At 73.3% G+C, this 20,603-nt stretch carries 15 protein-coding genes and 1 riboswitch; of the genes, 11 read left to right on the top strand and 4 right to left on the bottom strand.

The annotated features are described in order from the left end of the window. Positions 1–51: 51 nt before the first annotated feature. Together ACZ69I_RS16275 and ACZ69I_RS16270 are read left to right on the top strand one after the other, a co-directional pair. The gene (locus ACZ69I_RS16275) at positions 52–1,509 is read left to right on the top strand and encodes an MFS transporter (protein ID WP_470832780.1); all 1,458 of its coding nucleotides are present in this window, start codon (positions 52–54) and stop codon (positions 1,507–1,509) included. After that, entirely contained in the window at positions 1,509–2,033 is a 525-nt protein-coding gene (locus tag ACZ69I_RS16270) for a MarR family winged helix-turn-helix transcriptional regulator (RefSeq protein ID WP_470832778.1), read from the top strand. The genes ACZ69I_RS16275 and ACZ69I_RS16270 overlap by 1 nt, the downstream gene beginning before the upstream one ends. Positions 2,034–2,046: 13 nt before the next feature. Here ACZ69I_RS16270 and ACZ69I_RS16265 read toward each other — a convergent pair whose 3' ends face one another. Continuing rightward, positions 2,047–3,852: a translation initiation factor 2 gene (locus ACZ69I_RS16265; protein ID WP_470832777.1), complete on the bottom strand. Its 1,806-nt coding sequence runs from the start codon at positions 3,850–3,852 to the stop codon at positions 2,047–2,049. Between the two features lie 221 nt (positions 3,853–4,073). Here ACZ69I_RS16265 and ACZ69I_RS16260 point away from each other — a divergent pair, with 221 nt between their 5' ends. From ACZ69I_RS16260 to ACZ69I_RS16250, 3 genes are all read left to right on the top strand, one after another. Next, positions 4,074–5,432: a radical SAM protein gene (locus ACZ69I_RS16260; RefSeq protein WP_467674923.1), complete on the top strand. Its 1,359-nt coding sequence runs from the start codon at positions 4,074–4,076 to the stop codon at positions 5,430–5,432. A 77-nt stretch (positions 5,433–5,509) separates the two neighbouring features. Beyond that, positions 5,510–5,619: riboswitch (SAM riboswitch) on the top strand. A gap of 467 nt (positions 5,620–6,086) precedes the next feature. Continuing rightward, positions 6,087–6,821 carry an SDR family NAD(P)-dependent oxidoreductase gene (locus ACZ69I_RS16255; RefSeq protein WP_470832774.1) on the top strand — a complete coding sequence of 245 codons (735 nt, stop codon included), beginning with the start codon at positions 6,087–6,089 and terminating at the stop codon, positions 6,819–6,821. A gap of 43 nt (positions 6,822–6,864) precedes the next feature. Next, positions 6,865–7,419, top strand: a complete 555-nt coding sequence (locus tag ACZ69I_RS16250; protein ID WP_470832773.1) for a GNAT family N-acetyltransferase — start codon at positions 6,865–6,867, stop codon at positions 7,417–7,419. Between the two features lie 35 nt (positions 7,420–7,454). Here the strand turns inward: ACZ69I_RS16250 and ACZ69I_RS16245 are convergent, their stop codons facing one another. Together ACZ69I_RS16245 and ACZ69I_RS16240 are read right to left on the bottom strand one after the other, a co-directional pair. Then, positions 7,455–8,990 carry an amino acid permease gene (locus ACZ69I_RS16245; RefSeq protein WP_470832772.1) on the bottom strand — a complete coding sequence of 512 codons (1,536 nt, stop codon included), beginning with the start codon at positions 8,988–8,990 and terminating at the stop codon, positions 7,455–7,457. Positions 8,991–9,053: 63 nt separating this feature from the next. After that, entirely contained in the window at positions 9,054–10,046 is a 993-nt protein-coding gene (locus ACZ69I_RS16240; protein WP_470832771.1) for a hypothetical protein, read from the bottom strand. 282 nt (positions 10,047–10,328) lie between these two features. On the opposite strand from ACZ69I_RS16240, the gene ACZ69I_RS16235 reads away from it, so the two are divergent. The 6 genes from ACZ69I_RS16235 (at position 10,329) to ACZ69I_RS16210 (ending at position 18,272) form a co-directional block, all read left to right on the top strand. Beyond that, positions 10,329–11,804, top strand: a complete 1,476-nt coding sequence (locus tag ACZ69I_RS16235; RefSeq protein WP_470832770.1) for an FGGY family carbohydrate kinase — start codon at positions 10,329–10,331, stop codon at positions 11,802–11,804. Next, entirely contained in the window at positions 11,804–13,216 is a 1,413-nt protein-coding gene (locus ACZ69I_RS16230) for an FAD-dependent oxidoreductase (protein ID WP_470832769.1), read from the top strand. Before ACZ69I_RS16235 ends, ACZ69I_RS16230 begins: the two co-directional genes overlap by 1 nt. Continuing rightward, positions 13,216–14,436, top strand: a complete 1,221-nt coding sequence (locus ACZ69I_RS16225; protein ID WP_470832767.1) for an NAD(P)/FAD-dependent oxidoreductase — start codon at positions 13,216–13,218, stop codon at positions 14,434–14,436. Before ACZ69I_RS16230 ends, ACZ69I_RS16225 begins: the two co-directional genes overlap by 1 nt. Positions 14,437–14,623: 187 nt before the next feature. Beyond that, positions 14,624–15,811 (top strand): thiolase family protein, encoded by a 1,188-nt coding sequence (locus ACZ69I_RS16220; RefSeq protein ID WP_470832765.1) that lies wholly within the window; start codon positions 14,624–14,626, stop codon positions 15,809–15,811. 174 nt (positions 15,812–15,985) lie between these two features. After that, positions 15,986–17,503, top strand: a complete 1,518-nt coding sequence (locus ACZ69I_RS16215) for a long-chain-fatty-acid--CoA ligase (protein WP_470832763.1) — start codon at positions 15,986–15,988, stop codon at positions 17,501–17,503. Positions 17,504–17,513: 10 nt separating this feature from the next. Then, positions 17,514–18,272, top strand: a complete 759-nt coding sequence (locus ACZ69I_RS16210) for a sulfite exporter TauE/SafE family protein (protein WP_470832762.1) — start codon at positions 17,514–17,516, stop codon at positions 18,270–18,272. Between the two features lie 63 nt (positions 18,273–18,335). Here the strand turns inward: ACZ69I_RS16210 and ACZ69I_RS16205 are convergent, their stop codons facing one another. Further along, positions 18,336–20,432 carry an MDR family MFS transporter gene (locus tag ACZ69I_RS16205; protein ID WP_470832760.1) on the bottom strand — a complete coding sequence of 699 codons (2,097 nt, stop codon included), beginning with the start codon at positions 20,430–20,432 and terminating at the stop codon, positions 18,336–18,338. Positions 20,433–20,603 lie beyond the last annotated feature (171 nt).

The raw sequence follows: 20,603 nt of genomic DNA, 5'->3' as shown, positions 1-20,603 counted from the left end.
GTTGGGACAACACAAATAAAGGTACGCGCGAGGGGACCCCATATGCCTCATATGTCGGAGGAAACGGACGACGACGCCCAGCGGCGGCGGCCCTGGCTCGTGCTGGCCATCTGCTGCATGAGCATGCTGATCGTCAGCCTCGACAACACCATCCTGAACGTGGCCCTGCCCGCCATCCAGCGCGATTTGCACACGTCCGTCTCCGGGCTGCAATGGACCGTGGACGGCTACACGCTGGTGCTGGCCAGCCTGTTGATGCTCGCCGGTTCGACCGCAGACCGTGTGGGCCGCCGCCGCACGCTCCGGACCGGGCTGCTCGTCTTCACCTCGGCGTCCCTGCTGTGCGGCCTCGCACCCGGCCTCGGCTGGCTCGTCGCCGCGCGGGTCCTCCAGGCGGTCGGCGGGTCGATGCTGAACCCCGTGGCCATGTCGATCATCAGCAACACCTTCACGGACCCCCGGCAACGCGCCCGCGCCATCGGCGTGTGGAGCGGTGTCGTGGGCATCAGCATGGCCGCCGGGCCGATCATCGGCGGCGCGCTCGTGGAGTCGGCGGGCTGGCGGGCCATCTTCTGGATCAACGTACCGATCGGCCTCGCCGCGCTGTACCTCACCCGCAGGTACGTGCCGGAATCCCGGGCGGCGCGGCCCCGCCGCGTGGACCCGGTGGGTCAGGCGCTCATCGTCGTCCTGCTTCCCGCGCTCACGTACGCCATCATCGAGTCGCCGAGCCGCGGCTGGACCTCGCCCCCCGTCGTCGGCTGCGCGCTCGCGGCGCTCGGCGCGCTGCTGGGGCTTCTCTGGTACGAGCCGAGGCGCAGCGATCCCCTCATCGACCTGCGCTTCTTCCGTTCGGCGCCGTTCGCGGGCGCCACCGTGATCGCGGTCGCCACGTTTGCCGCGCTGGGCGGCTTCCTGTTCGTCAGCTCGCTGTACCTGCAGAACGTGCGCGGGCTCGACCCGCTGCACGCAGGGCTGTTCATGCTGCCCATGGCGGTCATGGCGCTGCTGACCGCGCCGGTCTCCGGCCGCATGGTGGCCTCGCGGGGACCGCGCACGCCCCTGCTGCTCGCCGGATCGGCGCTCTGCGCGAGCGCCGTCCTGCAGGCGTTCACCTTCTCCGACCACCTTCCGGCCGCCCTGCTGATCGTCGCGTACCTGCTCTTCGGTACCGGCTTCGGGCTGGTCAACGCCCCCATCACCAACACCGCCGTGTCCGGGATGCCCCGCTCGCAGGCGGGTGTCGCGGCCGCGGTGGCCTCCACCAGCCGGCAGCTCGGCCAGTCCCTCGGTGTGGCCGTCATCGGCGCCCTCATGGTCGGCGGGATGCACGGGGACGCGGCGTCCTTCACCGAGGTGGGCAGGACGGCGTGGTGGATCATCGCCGGCTGCGGCGCCGCCGTACTGGCCACGGGTACGCTCACTTCGGGCCGCTGGGCCCGGGGAACGGCCCAGCGCACGGCGAAGAGGCTCGCTGTGGAGGAGACGAGGGAGACAGTGAACGCCTGATGGACCGCCCGCACGAGCGCCCGCGCCACCGCCCGCACGAGCGCCCGATCGACCCCTCGACCGAGCGTCCGCGCGACCGCTCGCACGACGACGAGCCGCAGGACGGCGACGACGCGAACGCCAGGGCGGCGGCCCGGGTCTGGCAGGGGCTCAACACCCTCCTGATGGAGCGTCACAACCGCCGCAAGGCCGTCGCCGACGCCCTCGGCATGAGCTTCAGCCGCATCAGGGCGCTGCGGCGCCTCACCGGTGAGCCGATCACGCTGCGGGTGCTGACCGAGCGGCTGGGCACCGACCCGCCCTACGCCACCGTCATCGTCGACGACCTCGTACGCCGCGGCCTCGCCGAACGCGTCGCCAACCCGGCCGACCGCAGGTCCAAGCTGGTCCACCTCACGGAGGAGGGCGAGGCGGCGGCGGCCCGCGCGACGGCGGTCCTCACCACACCGCCCGACGACCTGCTCGCCCTGCCCGCCGAGGACATCGAGGCGCTCGACCGCGTCGTGGCGAAGCTGCTGAAGTAGCGCCGCCGCTGCCCTAGAGCTCCCGCAGGCCTTCTTCGGGGGTGGCAGGCGCGAGCGTCGCGCGGTGGAGGCGGCCCGCGACGACGCAGGGAACGGTCACCGGGTGCGCGGGCGAGTCCGAGTCCACGAGCCAGGCGTGCACGCCGGAGAGCACCGCCGCCGGATCGGCGCGCAGCACCCGGCCGTCCGGCTCCCGGTGCGGCTCGACGCGTACGGACAGGAGCGCGCCGCCGGTCCGGCGCAGCACGCAGTGCGAGGCGCTCAGGACGACGGCGGCCGTCCGCGCGCCACCGTGCTCGGCGAGCGCGTGGCGCGTCCACCCGTCGACGGTCCAGGTCTCGCCCCGCGCGGGCGGCGCGGTGGAGTGCCGGGCCCGACGGAACACGAGCCCGGCGCTCTGCAGTTGGGTGTCCGACGCCCTGTTCGCCTCGGCTGCCAGGTGGTGCGCGGGGGCGGCGGAGCGGGCGGGCCGCCGCTCGACGTGCACGTGCGGCCCTCGCCGAACCACCTGGACGGCGAAGGCCGCCGGGGTGCGGGTGGACGGTGCGGGGTCCGGCAGGAGGTTCGGTCCGGGGGGATCGGTGGGCGGGGTCAGGCCGAGGATCCGGTAGACCTCCTCGCGCAACCGGAGTACGGACCGGCCGCGTTCGGCGAACGCCCGCGCGGCGCAGGCGGCCGCGACGCCGGGGGTGTGGGCGGCGACGGCGCGCTCGATGCCGTCCGTGTCAGGCTGCTCCATTCCTCCCAACTCCGGTATGCGGGCGAGGAGGTCGGCCATCGGCGTGCCGGGGATGAGCTCGCCGCCGCCGTCGCCCGCGGCGATCATCGGGGTGTCGCGGGCCGCGGCCGCGTACAGCGCCGCCGAGCCGTGGTCGGTGACGATCACGTCGGCGGCGATGAGCAGCGCGGCCCACTCCTCGTACGGGCCGGCCAGGACCAGACCCGCGTCGAGGGCGGGCGCGAGATCCTGCGCGAGGTCGAAGCGCCCCGTCCCGCTGTGCTCGTTGGGGTGCAGGACGAGTCCGAGCTGGTACGTGTCGTGGGGGAGCTCGGCCGCCAGGCGGGCGGGGAGCCGGGGGTGGCGGCGGATCAGGGAGTGCGGGCCCCAGGTGGAGGTGAGGACGACCAGGGTCCGGCCGTGGGTGCGCAGGGCGTCGCGGTAGCGCTCGCGCAGGGGGAGGGAGGCGAGGACGCGGTCGAGCGTGGGGTCGCCGGTCACGGTCGCGCGCGCGGCCGCCGGTGGGCACTCGGCGGTGAGGCGGGCGAGCTGGGAGGGGTGGGCCAGGGCGTGGAGCCGGGCCAGGGGGTGGCCGTCCGGCATCAGGAGTGCGGGGTCCATGCCGGATGCGGAGTCGCCGGGACCGTCGGGTGCGGCGAGGGCCTTGTTGTACCCGGCGCCGTGCGGCAGGAGGACGCGGGGCCCGCGCAACTCGGCGAGGCCGCCCTTGGGGCTGGCGGCCAGGATCAGGTCGTGGGGGCGGGCGAGGGCCTCGGCCCAGGGGACGGTGCGGCCGCCCGCCCGCTCGACGGCGGCGAGGGCGTCGGCGGCGAAGTCGGAGCCGGGGACGAGGGTGAAGCGGCGGCGGATGCGGTCGTCGCCCGCGAAGACGGGGAGGACGTCCAGGAGCCGGTGCAGGGCGGTCGCCGACCGGGCGGCGAAGAGGACGCGCTTCTCGGTGCCTGAGGGGGCGTCGAGGTGCGGCCCGAGCCGACGTGACGAGGCCCGCTGCCCGCTGCCCGCTGCCCGCTGCCCGCTGCCCGCTGCCCGCTGCCCGCTGCCCGCTGCCCGCTGCCCGCTGCCCGCTTCGGGAGTGTTCATCCTAGTTCGTCGGGGTGCGGCGCGTGACCCGTTTCCGCTTTTCGGGGCGGGTATGTGGGGGTCGGCGGGCGGCATGCCGGAGATCGTACCGGCCCCGTACCGGCCCGCAGCATAGACCTGCGGCGGAGGCGCCCTGCGACCGGAGGCGGATCCGGAACGGATCGGGCGCGTATTAGCGTGGACGGAACAGATCGATCGACAGGATCCGAGGTGCCCGGCCCATGCCAAGCCGCAGCGAGAGCCGTACCCAGCTCATCGAGTCACTCATGGAGCGGTTCCCGCACGTGCCGCGGGAAGCCGTCATCAAGGAGGATCTGCTGCGCGGCGGCATCGCCTTCGACGAGTCGGCGCTCAGCGACAACGAGGGCGGTGACGTCAAGCCGAAGTCGTACTTCATCTTCTCCTTCGACCACGGCACGCTCCCCGAGCTCGGCGCCGCCGCGCTGCGCCGCCCCCCGGAGGAGATCGTCCTCACCGGCGGCCCCTACGGGCTGCGCCGCACCGTCGTGTCGGTCCGCGTGAACCCGGCGTCGCCCTACCGCGTGGCCGCCGACGACAACGGCGTCCTCGGCCTCTACCTGGACGGCGTCCGCATCTCCGACGTGGGCCTGCCGCCGATGCCGGACTACTACCGGCACACCTTGGAGAACGGGAAGTCCGTGATGGAGGTGGCGCCCACCATCCAGTGGGGCTACCTGATCTACCTGACGGTCTTCCGGGTCTGCCAGTACTTCGGCGCCAAGGAGGAGTGCCAGTACTGCGACATCAACCACAACTGGCGCCAGCACAAGGCCGCGGGCCGCCCCTACACCGGCGTGAAGCCCGTGGAGGAAGTCCTTGAGGCGCTCGCGATCATCGACAAGTACGACACCGCGAAGTCCTCCACCGCCTACACCCTCACCGGCGGCGCCATCACCTCGCAGATCGGCGGCAAGGACGAGGCGGACTTCTACGGCCAGTACGCGAAGGCCATCGAGGAGCGCTTCCCCGGCCGCTGGATCGGCAAGGTCGTCGCCCAGGCGCTGCCCAAGGCGGACGTGCAGCGCTTCCACGACTACGGCGTGCGGATCTACCACCCGAACTACGAGGTGTGGGACCCGTACCTGTTCGAGCGCTACTGCCCCGGCAAGGAGCGCTACGTGGGCCGTGACGAGTGGCACCGCCGCATCCTGGACTCCGCCGACGTCTTCGGGCCGCGCAACGTCATCCCGAACTTCGTGGCGGGCGTCGAGATGGCCGAGCCGTTCGGCTTCAAGACCGTCGACGAGGCCATCGACTCCACCGTCGAGGGGCTGCAGTACTTCATGTCGCGCGGCATCACGCCCCGCTTCACCACCTGGTGCCCGGAGCCGACGACCCCGCTCGGCAAGGCGAACCCGCAGGGCGCGCCGCTGGAGTACCACGTGCGTCTCCTCGAGGCGTACCGCGCGACGATGGAGGCCAACGGCCTGACGTCGCCGCCCGGTTACGGCCCGGCGGGCCCCGGCAACGCGGTCTTCTCGGTGAGTTCGTTCATGGACAGCCTCCCCGCGGAGAAGGCCGCTCCGGAGGACGCCATCGCCCCCGCCACGGCCCAGTAGCCGCGTCCGGAGGCCTGCCCGGGAGCCGGGAGGAATCCCCGGGCAGGCCTCCGCGAGACCGTGTTACGGTCGGGACGGGTCACGAGTTCCAGCGTCAAGCCCCGGCTCGCTGGACGGCACCCCGCTCCGTCGCGGGTGCCCCGGGTGACGACCCGCCCCGTGCGACGTGCGCGGGGAACGGCGGATCACCGGGGTCGACGACACCGGGGTCCACGACTCCGGAGGCGCTCCATGACGCACTCGCACCCCACCCCGACCCCTCCCGCGCGGCACCGGATTCCGGCGCCCCACGGCACGGCCGTCCCCGGTCGGGAGGTCGACGTCCTGCTCTCCTCGTACGACGTACGCGACGACGGCCTGATCCCGCTCCACGTGCTCGGCCCGACCCTCGGCGCCCCGGCCCGCGCTGCGCACCGCCGACCCGGAGTGGCTGCGGGCCCAGCTGCGCGCCCACCCCGGCGTCGTCCAGTGGGAGCCGGGCCGCAATCTTTTGCGGCTGCGGCGCGGTACGGGCCGCGCCACCCTGATCCACCTCGCCCCGCCCTCCCGGCCGGTGAAGATCACCGCTTCGTAGGATGACGGCGTGATCCGGACGCGGGCGATCCCCGCGTCCGGGCGGCGCGACAGTCAGCCACCCAGAGCCGGAGGTCCCCCGTGCAGCACCACCCCGTCACCGTCGTCACCGGCGGCAGCCGCGGTATCGGCGCCGCTGTCTGCGCCCGTCTCGCCGAGGACGGCCACGACGTGGCCATCGGCTACCGCGCGAACGCGACAGCCGCCGAGGAGGTCGCTGCGACGGTCCGCGCGGCCGGCCGCCGCTGCGTCGCCGTACAGGTCGACACCGCCGACGAGGCCGACGTCGACCGTCTCTTCGACACCGCCGCGGCCGAGCTCGGCCCGGTCACCGGACTGGTCAACAACGCCGGTGTGGGCGGCCCCGTGGGCCCCCTCGCCGACGCCGACGCCGAGGGCATGCGCCGGGCCCTCGACGTGAACGTCCTCGGCTATCTGCTCTGCGCCCGGCGCGCGGTGCGGGACATGAAGGCCCGCGGCGGTGGTGCGATCGTGAACATCTCGTCCGCCGCGGCCACCCTCGGAGCTCCCGGCGAGTACGTCCACTACGCGGCAGCCAAAGGCGCCGTCGACACGATGACGGTCGGCCTGTCCAAGGAGGTCGCGGGGGACGGCATCCGCGTCAACGCCGTTGCCCCCGGCGTCATCTGGACCGAGTTCCACGCCGACCCCGAACGCCCCGCGAAGCTCGCGGCGGGCATCCCCCTGGGTCGCTCCGGCCGGCCCTCGGAGGTGGCGGCGGCCGTCGCGTGGCTGCTCTCGGACGACGCCTCGTACGCGAGCGGCACGGTGCTGCGGGTGGCGGGCGGCCGCTGACCTCGCCCGACGGGGGCGGGCCGAACTCTCGTACGCTGCGGGCATGATCACTGGTTCCGCCGCCCTCGCGCAGGGCGTCCTCATCCGGCCCCTCACGCTCGACGACGCGGCGGGACTCGCCAGGGCCCGCCGCCGCAACCGTGCTCATCTCAGCCCCTGGGAGCCGGTGCGACCTGCCTCCTTCGACACCACGGCGGGGCAGGCGGAGCGGATCGGGAGCCAGTTGGAGGAGTGCCGGGCGGGCCGGGCCGCGCACTGGGTCCTGGAGAGCGGCGGGGAGATCGTCGGCCATACCGAGCTGACGAACGTCGTGCTGGGCCCGGCGCGCAGGGGCAGCCTCGGCTACTGGATCGACGCGGAGCACGTGGGCCGCGGCCTCGCCTCCGCCGCCGTGCGGCACGTCTGCGCGGCGGCGGACGGCGAGTTCGGCCTGCACCGGGTGGAGGCGTGCACCCTCCTCGACAACACGGCGTCGCAGCGCGTGCTGGCGAAGTGCGGTTTCGTGGAGTACGGGATGGCGCCGGGCTACCTGCACATCAACGGCGCCTGGCGCGACCACCGCCTCTTCCACAACATCCTCAACGACCGGCCGGCGTAGGGAGGTTAGGGACCGGGTCGACCGGGCCCGGTTCCTCAGACGATGTTCTCCGCGACCTCCGCCTGCTCCCGGTCGGAGCCGTACGCCTGCGGCGTGCTGTACGAGCGGCGTGCCATGAACCACCACACGGTGGCCAGGAGCAGGACCACGACGAGGGCGACCGAGGCGTAGTTCATCGAGTCGACCGTCACCGGCGAGGCCTGCGGCAGGCAGAAGAGGACCGTCACGAACGCCACCCAGATCACCGCGATCCAGCCGACCGGCTTGCTCCAGCGGCCCAGGTTCCAGGGCCCGGGCCGGAAGCGGTCGCCCGCGCGCAGGCGCAGGAAGATCGGGATGGCGTACGCGGGGGTGATGCCGATGACGTTGATGGCGGTCACCGCCGTGTACGCGGTCGCCGAGTACAGGGAGGGCAGCGCGATGACCGCGGCCAGGCCCACCGACAGCCACACCGCGGGCACCGGCACCTGGGTGCGGGAGCTGACCTTGCGCCAGATCGCCGAGCCGGGGAGGGCGTTGTCGCGGCTGAACGCGAACACCATGCGGCTGGCCGCGGCGGTCTCGGCGTTGCCGCAGAACAGCTGCGCCACGATGACGATGAGCAGCAGCGCCGTCGCGCCGGACTCGCCGATCGCGTCGATCATGATCTGCGCGGGCGGCACCCCGGTGGAGCTCTCCTGGGCGCCCACGTAGTCCTGGATGGCGAAGCTCAGCCCGGCGAGCAGGACGAAGCCGGCGATCCACGACGCCCAGATGGCGCGCACGATGCCGCGTGCCGCCGACACCGACGCGTTGGAGGTCTCCTCCGACAGGTGCGCTGACGCGTCGTATCCGCAGAACGTGTACTGGGCGAGGAGCAGGCCGATCGCCGTCACGTAGAGCGGGTTGTCCCAGCCCGTGTCGTTCACGAACGTGCCGAAGACGGACGACGCCGACTGGTGGTGGTCCGGCACGATCACGAGGACGCCGACGATCACGGCGACCCCGGCCACGTGCCACCACACGCTGATCGAGTTGAGCAGGCTGACCAGCCGCACGTTGAAGAGGTTCAGGACGGCGTGCAGGAGCAGGATGCACAGGAAGATCAGGAAGGTCTTCTCGGTGGTCGGCGTGAAGCCGAACTTCAGGTTCAGGAAGGCGCCGGTGAAGAGCGCGGCGCCGTAGTCGATGCCCGCTATCGCGCCGAGCAGCCCCAGCAGGTTCAGCCAGCCCGTGTACCAGCCCCAGCGGCGCCCGCCGAGCCGGTCGGCCATGTAGTAGAGGGCTCCCGACGTCGGATACGCGCTGGTGACCTCGGCCAGTGCCATGCCCACGCAGAGCACGAAGAGGCCGACGCCCGCCCAGCCCCAGAGCATCACGGCGGGGCCGCCCGCGCCCATGCCGAAGCCGTACAGCGTCATGCAGCCGGACAGGATGGAGATGACGGAGAAGCTGATGGCGAAGTTGCCGAAGCCGCCCATGCGACGGGCCAGTACGGGCTGGTAGCCGAGCTCTCTGAGGCGCTCCTCCTCGTCCTGGCGTGGTGGCGCTGGCGCTGGGGCGGTGCTCGACGTCCAGGTGGTACGGGACACGGTGGGACCTCCGGGGGGCGGCGGGGAAAGGGGGGGCGAACGGGTACGGGGAGGGCGTGGGCCTCAGCCCGGGCCGCGGGAGGCGCTGAAGCAGCGGTTGCGGGCCTGGACGAAGACCTCGGCGGCGGCGTCCGCGTCGCCGGGGGAGTGGGTGCGGTAGGTCCACGGGACCGTGGTGAAGAACGGGTCCAGGGCCTGGAACACCCGGGACGCGTCGTGGAACTGGTGCGCGCCCCACAGCGCGTGCGCGAGGTGGTTGAGGTCGAGCAGCGAGGTCGCGGCGGGCGTCGTGTGGTCGAACCACAGCTGCAGGGCGAGCAGCGCGGCGCGCGTGGCGTCCTCGGAGATCCAGTGCAGGTCGAGGGCCTGTTCCTGGCCGGACTCCCTGCGGTACCGCTCGACCCGCACGTACAGCGGCAGCAGGTGCAGCGCGGAGCCGGCGGGCGCCGACGCGGCGGCCCACTGCACGAAGTTGTACGCCTCGGTGAGCGGGCCCCGAGCGCGCCGCGCGTACACGAACTGCAGCATCCGGTGGTACGCCTCGCGGTTGCCCGGATCCCGCTTGTCGGCCTCGGCGAGCAACTGCCAGGGGCCCGGGAAGAGCATCGGCTCGGGAGGCGCCAGGCGGTGCTCGTCCCACCGCTGGCCCACGTCGAGCTGGGCCAGCGAGAGCAGGCAGATCCACGGCACGGGGTCCTCGGGCGACAGGGCGGACGCGTCGCCGCACGCGGAGACGGCCTCGCGCCACAGGTCGTTGGTCCGCCGGTGCCCCGAGCGGTGCGCACGCAGGGCGCGCTCCACCAGGACCCGGGTGTGCAGGACGGCGGCCGAGGCGCTGCGCGGCTCCTCGGCGCGCCAGGCGCGCACCACGTCGGAGCCGGCGACGGCGGCTCCCAGGATCTGCGTGCGCTGCGTCCACAGTCCCCAGTCGGGTGTCTCGGTCAGCAGGTTGCGCGTGGAGACCCAGCGACCGGTCCTGAGGTCCTGGAGCACCCCGCGCAGCGCTTCGTCGTGGCCTGCCGGGTGGTACACCGGGCGGCCTAACGCCATGGGCATGAGTCCTCAGTTGGGGGAAGAGGGCGGAGGGGGGTTGGTTGACCGACCGGTTTGTTAAGGGAGTTGACGGTGTGACACGGCGGACAGTGTAGGTCTGGTCCTTCCGGTTCCAAGCCCATTCGTAAGACTTTTGTGACCTTGATGTGTCAACGCGGCGCGCCGAATGGTCTTTTGCCGCGCACTCCCTGTCATTTCGGTCCCTCGACGCACTGCGGCCCGTCCCTCGCCTCCCTCGCGGCCCTTCCCTTGACGCCCTCCGGGCCGCTGTAGCACTCTTCCGCAGTGATCACCTATGGGCGGGCTCAGGGCGCGCGGACTTCCGCGCAGCGGCCCGTGCTCGCCGTGGACCAGGGCACGTCCGGTACGAAGGCCCTCGTCGTCTGCCCGGAACGCGGCGTGATCGGCTCGGGCGCGGCGCCGGTACGCCCCCGCTTCCTTCCCGGCGGCCTGGTGGAGGCCGACCCCGCCGAACTGCTCGCCTCCGTCGTCGAAGCGGGCCGCGCCGCCCTCGCCGACGCGGGCGAACCCGTGGCCGCCGTCGGCCTCGCCAACCAGGGCGAGACGGTCCTCGCCTGGGACCCGGACACCGGCGAGCCCCTCACCGACGCCCTGGTCTGGCAGGACCGCCGGGCGGAGTCGGTCTGCGCCGAACTGGCCGGCCACGCCGACGAGTTGCGTCAGCTCACCGGCCTGCCGCTCGACCCGTACTTCGCCGCCCCCAAGATGGCGTGGATACGCCGCCACCGCACCCGGCAGGGCGTGGTCACGACCAGCGACGCCTGGCTCGTCCACCGGCTCACCGGCGCGTACGTCACCGACGCCGCGACCGCCGGCCGCACCCAGCTGCTCGACCTCGACGCCGTCCAGTGGTCGCCGCGCGCCCTGGAGCTCTACGGGCTCGACGAGGAGCGCCTGCCCCGCGTCGTCGACGCGGCGGGACCGGTCGGCACGACCACCGCCTTCGGCCCCGAACTCCCCGTCACCGGCCTCCTCGTCGACCAGCAGGCGGCGCTGCTCGCCCAGGACGTCACCGCGCCGGGCAGCGCCAAGTGCACGTACGGAACAGGGGCGTTCCTCCTCGCGCAGACCGGCGACCGCCCGCGGCGCGGCCCTTCGGGGCTCGTCAGCTGCGTCGCCTGGCGGCTCGCCGGGCGGAGCAGCTACTGCCTCGACGGGCAGGTCTACACGGTCGCGTCCGCCGTCCGCTGGCTCACCGACCTCGGCGTGATCGCGGGCGCCGAGGAGATCGACCCGGTGGGCTCGGCCGTGGCGGACGCGGGCGGTGTCACCTTCGTGCCCGCGCTCGCCGGTCTCGCGGCGCCCTGGTGGCGCGGCGACGTGCGTGGCTCGCTGACCGGGCTCGGCCTCGACACCACGGCCGGGCACCTGGTGCGCGCCCTGTGCGAGGGCGTCTGCGCGCAGGTCGTCGCGCTCGCCGACGCGGTGGCCGCGGACCTGGGGGAGCCCTTGACGAGCCTGCGCGTCGACGGCGGCCTCACCCGCTCGGCCCTGCTCATGCAGACCCAGGCCGACCTGCTGCAACTTCCCGTCGAGGTATCGGCGTTGCCGGACGTCACCGCGCTCGGCGCGGCCGCCGTCGCCCGCATCGGCCTCGACCCCTCCCTCACGGTCGCCGACGCGGTACCGGAGTGGCGGCCCACCGCCGTCTACGAACCCCGGATCGACGCGGACGCGGCGGCCGAACGCCTCGACGGCTTCCGCTCGGCGGTCACGGCCCTGATGGAACGTACGCCCTGATGACGGTCACCAGGCGCGGCGCACCGCCGGACGTGACGTACGACGTGGCCGTCGTCGGCGCGGGAGTCGTCGGCTCGGCCATCGCCCGTGAACTGGCCCGCCACCCGGGTCTGCGGATCGCCCTGGTCGAGGCGGCGGACGACGTCGGCGAGGGTACGTCGAAGGCGAACACGGCGATCCTGCACACCGGATTCGACGCCGTACCCGGCTCGCTGGAGTCCCGCCTCGTCCGCGGGGGGCAGCGGCTGCTCGCCGCGTACGCCGCCGAGTGCGGCATCCCCGTCGAGCCGGTCGGCGCGCTGCTCGTCGCCTGGGACGTGCACCAACTGGAAGCGCTGCCACAGCTGTTGGAGAAGGCGGAGCGCAACGGTTACGACGCGGCGCGCATCGTCGGCCCCGCGGAGGTCCGCGCCCGCGAGCCGCACCTCGGCCCCGGCGTCCTCGGTGCGCTCGACGTCCCCGGCGAGAGCATCATCTGCCCGTGGACCACCACCCTCGCCTACGCCACCCAGGCCGTCCGGGCAGGGGTGGACCTGCTCCTCAACTGCCGTGTGGACAAGGTGGGGTCAGCGGCCGGGACGCACCTGCTGGGCACGTCCCGCGGCACCGTCCGCACCCGCCACCTCGTCAACGCCGCGGGCCTGCACGCCGACACCGTCGACCGGCTCCTCGGCCACGCCGACTTCACCGTCGCCCCTCGCCGTGGCCAGCTCCTCGTCTTCGACAAGCTCGCCCGCGACCTGGTGCGCCACATCCTGCTGCCCGTGCCCACGGCGCTCGGCAAGGGCGTCCTGGTGGCACCGACCGTGTACGGCAACGTCCTCCTGGGCCCCACCGCCGAGGAGTTGGACGACAGGACCGCCACCGGATCGACGGCCGAGGGCATCGCCGCGCTGCGCGAGAAGGGCGGCCGCATCCTCCCCGGACTGCTCGACGAAGAGGTCACCGCGGTCTACGCGGGGCTGCGCGCCGCCACCGAGCACGACGACTACCGCATCAGCGCCCACAAGGAGCAGCGCTACGTCACCGTCGGCGGCATCCGCTCCACCGGCCTCACCGCGTCCCTGGCCATCGCGGAGCACGTCACCGAACTGCTCGCCACCACGGGCCTGAACCTCCCCGCACCCCGTGACCTGCCGCCCGTCCGCATGCCCAACCTCGGCGAGGCCTTCCCGCGCCCCTACCGGCGGGCCGACCTCATCGCGGCCGACCCCGCGTACGGCGACGTGGTCTGCCACTGCGAGCGGGTGACGCGCGGCGAGATCCGCGACGCCCTCGCCGCGACGGTGCCGCCCGGCTCGCCGGACGGTCTGCGGCGCCGCACGCGGGCACGGGGCGGTCGCTGCCAGGGGTTCTACTGCGGGGCCCGCGTGTGGGAACTCTTCGATCGGGGCGCGGAGTTGGGGTCGTGATGAGGCGGGAGCGCATCGTCGACGTCCTGGTGGTCGGCGCGGGGCCCGCGGGCCTCGCCACCGCCACCGGGCTCGCCGCGGCGGGCGTCGGCGAGGTCGAGGTGGTGGACCGGGAGCGGCAGGCGGGCGGGGTCCCGCGGCACTGCGCGCACGGCGGCTTCGGGCTCCCCGGGACGACGGGGCCGCGGTTCGCGGAGCGCTGCGTGGCGGCGGCCGTGGGCACCGGAGCGGTCCTGCGCACCGGGGTCACGGTGACGGCGTGGGCGGCGCCGCTGACCCTGGACACCACGAGCCCGCGCGGTCTGGAGCGGATCACCGCCCGTGCGGTCGTCCTCGCCACCGGCGCCCGCGAGCGGCCGCGCGCCGCACGCCTCGTGCCGGGCACCCGCCCCGCGGGGGTGTTCACCACGGGCGAGCTCCAGCAGGCCGTCCACCTGCACCATCAGCACATCGGCACGCGGGCCCTCGTGGTCGGTGCGGAGCCGGTGAGCTTCACGGCCCTCGACATCCTGCGGCGGGCCGGGGTCACCGTCGCCGCGCTGGTCACCGAGCACCCGCGCCACCAGGCACCGCGGCTCCGCGGCCTGGAGGCCCGGCTGCGGCGCGGCGTGCCCGTGCTCACGGACGCCACGGTCGCCGAGCTCCTCGGCCGCGGGCGCCTGTCGGGGGTGCGGCTGCGGCACCGGGACGGCCGGACGGCGTACGTCGCCTGCGACACGGTCGTCTTCACCGGCGACTTCGTTCCCGATCACGAACTGGCCCGGCGCGGCGGCCTGTCGGTGGACCCGGGCACGCGGGGCCCGGCGGTCGACGGAGCCTTCCGCACCGACGCGCGCGGCGTCTTCGCCGTGGGCAACGTGCTGCACGCCGCCGAACCGGCCCGCTCGGTCGTGCGCGAGGGGGTCCTCGCGGCGGCGGCCGTGCGGGACTACCTCTCCGACGGTGACTGGCCCTCGGCCTCGGTGCCGGTCCGCGTCACGGCGCCGCTCGCCTGGATCGCCCCGAACCGGCTGACCCGGGACGTCCCGGAGCGCGGGTTCACGCTGCGGACGAGCGAGTTCGTGCCGCGCCCGACCCTGGTGATCACGCAGGACGGCAGGACGCTCCACCACGCACGCCTGCGCGGCCCAGCCGTGCCCAACCGCCCGTTCCGTGTCGCGGGGGGCTGGGTGGCGGGGATCGACGTCGGGGGCGGCGCGGTGCGCGTCTCCCTCGGGTAGGCCGGACCAAGAGCGGTCGTCCGCCCCGGACGGCCGCTCCCACCGGTGCCTCTTCCCATGGCCCCCGCCTCCCGCATAGACTCCAAAACTAGCAGCGCTAATTTACGTGCCGGGACCCCCGTCACACCCGGCACGACCCGCACCAACCGAAGCAGCGAGACCCCGCAGAACGATCCGGAGCCGTATCGTGCGCACCGTCCACTTCGCCGCCGCCCGCCGCACCCCCATCGGCAAACTCCGCGGCACCCTCTCCTCAGTCCGCCCCGACGACCTCGCGGCGGGCCTGGTGAGGGGACTCCTCGCCGACATCCCCCAGCTCGACCCCGCCCGCATCGACGACATCTACTGGGGCGCCGCCAACCAGGCGGGCGAGGACAACCGCAACGTGGCCCGCATGGCCGCGCTCCTCGCGGGGCTCCCCGAGTCCGTCCCCGGCGCGACCGTGAACCGGCTGTGCGCCTCCGGCCTCGAAGCCGTCACCACCGCCGCGCGCACCATCGCCGCGGGTGACGCCGACATCGTCCTCGCGGGCGGCTCCGAGTCGATGAGCCGCGCCCCCTTCGTGCTGCCCCGTCCCGACGAGGCGCTGCCGCACCGCATGGAGACCGCCGACACCCGCCTCGGCTGGCGCCTGACGAACCCGCGGATGAAGGAGCTGCACGGCGTCCTCGCGATGGGCGAGACCGCGGAGGAGGTGGCCGGGCGGTACGGCGTCTCGCGCGAGCGCCAGGACGCCTTCGCGCTCCGCAGCCACCAGCGCGCGGCCGCCGCCCGCAAGGACGGTCACTTCGACGACGAACTGCTCCCCGTCACCCGCCCCGACGGCATCGTCGTCGACACGGACGAGTGCGTGCGCGAGGACACCTCGTACGAGAAGCTCAGCGGCCTGCGCCCCGTCTTCCGCAAGGACGGCACCGTCACCGCGGGCAACGCCTCGCCGATGAACGACGGAGCGGCCGGGCTGCTTCTCGTCAGCGAGGAGGCGCTGAACGACCTCGGCCTGGAATCCCTCGGGCGGTACGCGGCCGGAGCCTCCGCTGGTGTCCACCCGGACGTCATGGGCATCGGGCCCGTCCCCGCCACGCGCAAGGTGCTCGACCGCGTCGGCTGGACCATCGACGACCTCCAGGAAGCGGAGTTCAACGAGGCGTTCGCCGCCCAGGCGCTCGCCTGCGTCGACGCCCTCGGCATCGACCCCGAGCTGGTCAACCCCACCGGCGGGGCCATCGCGCTCGGCCACCCCCTGGGCTGCTCGGGTGCCCGCATCCTCACCACCCTGCTGCACCGGATGCGCCGCACGGGCGCCACCCGCGGTCTCGCCACCATGTGCGTGGGTGTGGGACAGGGCAGCGCGCTCCTGGTCGAGCGCGACTGACGACGGGCGCGGACCGCGGTTCTCCGGGACCGGGGCGGCGGGTGCGTGCCGCCGCCCCGGAGCCGGAGAACCTCCTGCGCGTACCGTCCCTCCAGGAGTGGGGCGGGTGCCGCGCCGCCGTCGAGCATCAGTTTGAACCACCGCAAGCCCCACGGAAACGGAGCACTCTCCCTCATGGCCACGCTCTCCCTCGCCGCGATCCTCGCCGAGCCCGCCCGCCGCCACCCGGACCGCATCGCGCTCGTCGAAGGCGACGTGCGGCTCTCCTTCCGGGAGATGTGGCACCAGGCCCGCGCCCAGGGCGCCGCCCTCGCCGGACTCGGCGTACGGCCGGGGGACCGGGTGGCCCTGCTTGCCCCCAACACCACCGAGTTCCCGAAGGCCTACTACGCCGTCCTGGCCGCCGGCGGAGTCGTCGTCCCCGTCCACCTGCTGCTCTCCGCGGCCGAGGTCGAGCACGTCCTGCGGGACAGCGGCGCCACCCTGCTCCTCTGTCACCCCGCGCAGGCGCCGACGGGCGCGCAGGCCGCCGAGGCGACCGGCACCCGCATGCTCACCCTGGGCGCCGAGGGCGAGTTGGAGGCCCTCGCCCGCACCGCCGAGCCCCTCATCTCGTACGCCACACGCGACGCCGACGACCCGGCCGTCATCTTCTACACCAGCGGCACCACCGGCGTCCCCAAGGGCGCCGTGCTCAGCCACTTCAACCTGGTCATGAACGCGACGGTCAACGCCTTCGACGCCAACGACGTCCGCCCCGACGACGTCGTCCTCGGCGCGCTGCCGCTCTTCCACGCCTTCGGCCAGACCGTCTCCATGAACTCGACCTGGCGGGCCGGCGCCACACTCGTCCTGCTGCCGCGCTTCGACGCCGCGCGCGCCGTCGAGCTGATGAACGCGGAGGGCGTCAACACCTTCCACGGCGTCCCCACCATGTACGTGGGCCTCGTGGCCGCCGCCGAGGCCGCCGGGACGCTGCCCCGGCTGCGGATTTGCATCTCGGGCGGCGCCTCCCTGCCGGTCGCCGTGCTCGAACGGTTCGAGAAGGCCTTCGGCACCCCCGTCTACGAGGGGTACGGGCTCTCCGAGACCTCGCCCACCGCCTCCGTCAACCAGCCCGACTTCGGCACCCGGCCAGGCAGCATCGGTCACCCGGTGTGGGGCGTCGACGTGGAGATCGCCCGCGCCGACCTCGACGACCGCATCGAACTGCTGCCGACCGGCGAGCTCGGCGAGGTGGTCGTCCGCGGCCACAACGTCTTCTCCGGCTACCTGGGGCTCCCCGAGGCGACCGCCGAAGCCGTCGTCGACGGCTGGTTCCGCAGCGGCGACCTGGGCACCAAGGACGCCGACGGCTTCCTGACCATCGTCGACCGCAAGAAGGACGTCATCATCCGCGGCGGCTTCAACGTCTACCCGCGCGAAGTCGAAGAGGTCCTGATGCGCCACCCCGGCGTCGCCCAGGCAGCCGTGATCGGCCTGCCCGACCCCGTGCACGGCGAGGAGATCTGCGCGGTCGTCGTGGCGGCGGCCGACGCGACGCCCGAGGCGGCCGGGGAGATCATCGAGTGGTCCAAGGAGCACCTGGGCCGCCACAAGTACCCGCGCCTCGTCGAGTTCACCGCCGAGCTCCCGCTCGGCCCCAGCATGAAGGTCCTCAAGCGGGAACTGCGCGCCCACTACAGCGCGTAGGAATTCCCGCATGGGATGGGACCTCTCACCGGCGCAGTTCGCGGCGCTGGCCGCGGCGGCGATGGTGGTCGGCTTCTCCAAGACCGCCGTCAGCGGCGCGAACACCATCAGCCTCGCGGTGTTCGCCGCCGTGCTGCCCGCCCGCGCCTCGACCGGCGTCCTGCTGCCCGTCCTCATCGCGGGCGACGTCCTGGCCGTGCTCACCTACCGCAGAAACGCCCACTGGCCCACCCTGTGGCGGCTGTTCCCCGCCGTCGCCGGGGGAGTGGTCCTCGGCACGGTCTTCCTGATGGGGGCCGACGACGCCGTCGTGCGCACCTCCATCGGGGCGATCCTGCTGCTCATGGCGGGCGTCACGATCGCCCGCCGCAGATCGGCGGCGCCCACAGGGCCCGAGGACGACGGCCCGCCGGGGAGCCGACTCAAGGCCCCCTCCTACGGGGTCCTCGGCGGCTTCACCACCATGGTCGCCAACGCGGGCGGCCCGGTCCTGTCGATGTACCTGCTCTCCGCGGGTTTCCGGAAACTCGGCTTCCTCGGCACGTCCGCGTGGTTCTTCCTGATCGTCAACACGTCCAAGGTGCCGTTCAGCGTGGGACTCGGCCTGATCGACGCCCGCTCACTGCTCCTGGACGCGGCCCTCGCGCTCTTCGTGGTACCGGGCGCGGTCCTCGGCAAGTACACCGTGCACCGCATCGACCAACGGCTCTTCGAGCAGCTGGTGATCGGCGCGACCGTCCTGGGCGGCCTCCAACTGCTGCTGCGCTGACCGCGGTGCGACGCGCGCCGCCGACCGCGACCGGGTCAGCGGACGCCGGTCGACGTGCGTCGGTCACCGTACGTCGGTCAGCGTCGCGCCGACCGGGGCGCCCGCCGTCTCGGTCGCGAGCCCGTGCTCCAGGTCCTCCGCGAGCAGCCGCTTGGCGATCGCGTCGACGGCCCCGGTGAGCTCCTTGTCCGCGGGCCGGCCGAGGTCCTTCTCGATCTCCTCGCCCAGCCAGGCGGCCCACGCCCGGGAGATGACCTCCGCCTCGCGCTCCCCGGCGGCCGTGTGCGAGAAGTACGTGCCCGTACGGGTCAGATAGCCCTCGTCGACCATGCGGTCGAAGACGGGCACAAGGACCTCGGGCGGAATCCTGCGCCGGGCGGCGATCAGACCGAGGCTCGCGTGTCCGACCATCCGGGTGAGGAGCGAGACCTGCATGACCGCCCAGGCGCCCGCGATGTCGAGCCGGGTGTCGGAGTCCCGGATGATGCCGCGCGCGGTCGTCATGCCGACGTTGCCGATGATGTGGGCGACGCTGCGCTCCAGGAGGTGCCCGGAGTCGCCGCTCGTCGGCTGCGCGAAGCCCTCGCCCATGTCCGGGGCGCCCATGCGCGCGCTGTCGCGCAGCTCGACCTGCTTGAGGAAGAGCGCCACCAGGAACCCGATGAGCGCGACGGGGACGGTCCACAGGAAGACCGTGTGCAGCGTGTCCGCGTACGCCTCGATGATGGGCGCGGCGGCCGCCCCGGGCAGCTCGTGCAGGCCGCCGGGGCTCTGCGCCGCCTTCCCGACCACGGCCGGGTCCCCGCCTGCCCGCGCGGCGGCGGCGACCCCGTCCTTGAGGTTCGGGGCGAGGGTGTTGGCGTAGATGGTGCCGAACACGGCCGTGCCGAACGAGCTGCCCAGCGTACGGAAGAACGTCACGCCCGACGTCGCGGTGCCGAGGTCGGAGTACGGGACGGTGTTCTGCACGGCGATCGTCAGGACCTGCATGCACAGGCCGATGCCGGTGCCGAGCACGAACATGTACAGCGACTCCAGCCAGGTACTGGTGTCGCTGCCCATCAGCGATAGCAGATAGAGCCCGAGCGCCATCACCAGCGCGCCGACGATGGGGAAGATGCGGTACGTGCCGGTCTTGCTGACCACGTTGCCGCTGAAGACGGACGCGATGAGCAGCCCGATGACCATGGGCAGCGTCCGGACGCCCGAGATGGTCGCCGAGTCCCCGTCGACGTACTGCAGATACGTCGGCAGGAACGTCATCGCCCCGAGCATCGCGAAGCCCACGATGAAGCTGAGGATCGAGCAGACCGTGAAGACCGGGTTGCCGAAGAGCCGCATCGGCAGCATCGGCTCGGCGGCCCGCGTCTCGACGACGCAGAACAGCGCCAGCGCGACCAGACCGCCGACGAAGAGACCGATGATGGTCGGCGACCCCCACGCGTACTGGTTGCCGCCCCAACTCGTCGCCAGGATCAGCGCACTCGCGCCGATGGCGACGAGCGCGATGCCCAGGTAGTCGATGACGGGCCGCACGGCGGACTTCACGACGGGGATGGTGCGGGCGGCGGCGAGGACCACGACGATCGCGATGGGCACGTTGACGTAGAACGCCCAGCGCCAGCTCAGATGGTCCGTGAAGAGCCCGCCGAGCAGCGGCCCGATCACCGTGGACACCCCGAAGACGGCGCCGATCGCACCCTGGTACTTGCCCCGCTCGCGCAGCGGGATGACGTCGGCGATCAATGCCATGGACGTGACCATCAGGCCGCCCGCGCCGATGCCCTGCATCGCCCGCCAGGCGATGAGCAGCGTCATGTTCGTCGACAGGCCGCACAGGAAGGAGCCCGTGATGAAGATGACCGCCGAGAGCTGGAAGACGACCTTGCGCCCGAACAGGTCACCGAACTTCCCGACGAGGACCGTGGCCACGGTCTCCGCGAGCAGGTAGGACGTGACGACCCACGACATGTGCTCCGCCCCGCCCAGGTCCGACACGATCGTCGGCAGCGCGGTGCCGACGATCGTCTGGTCGAGGGCGGCGAGGAGCATGCCCAGCATGATCGTCACGAAGACGACGTTGCGCCGCCGCCGGTCGAGGACGGGCGGGGCCTGTGCCTCGGCGGAAGCGGACGCGGTCGGCTGATCGGTCGTGGTCACACGGCCACCCTCACACCGGCACCGGACGTGTGCATGCGGGGCGAGGCCGGTTCGGTGACGAGGGTGGGGGTGGGTTGGGGGTCCGGGGGCGGGTGCCCGGGCAGGTCGGCAGCTGAGGCGGTCACCGGAGAGAGCCGCCGCGCCCCCCGCCGTGCTGTTACCCCGCTGTGC

The sequence above is a fragment of the Streptomyces sp. NPDC036815 genome (assembly GCF_055609205.1).
The sequence above is the reverse complement of the archived record's forward strand: the minus strand, read 5'-3'. Positions and strand labels throughout refer to the sequence as shown.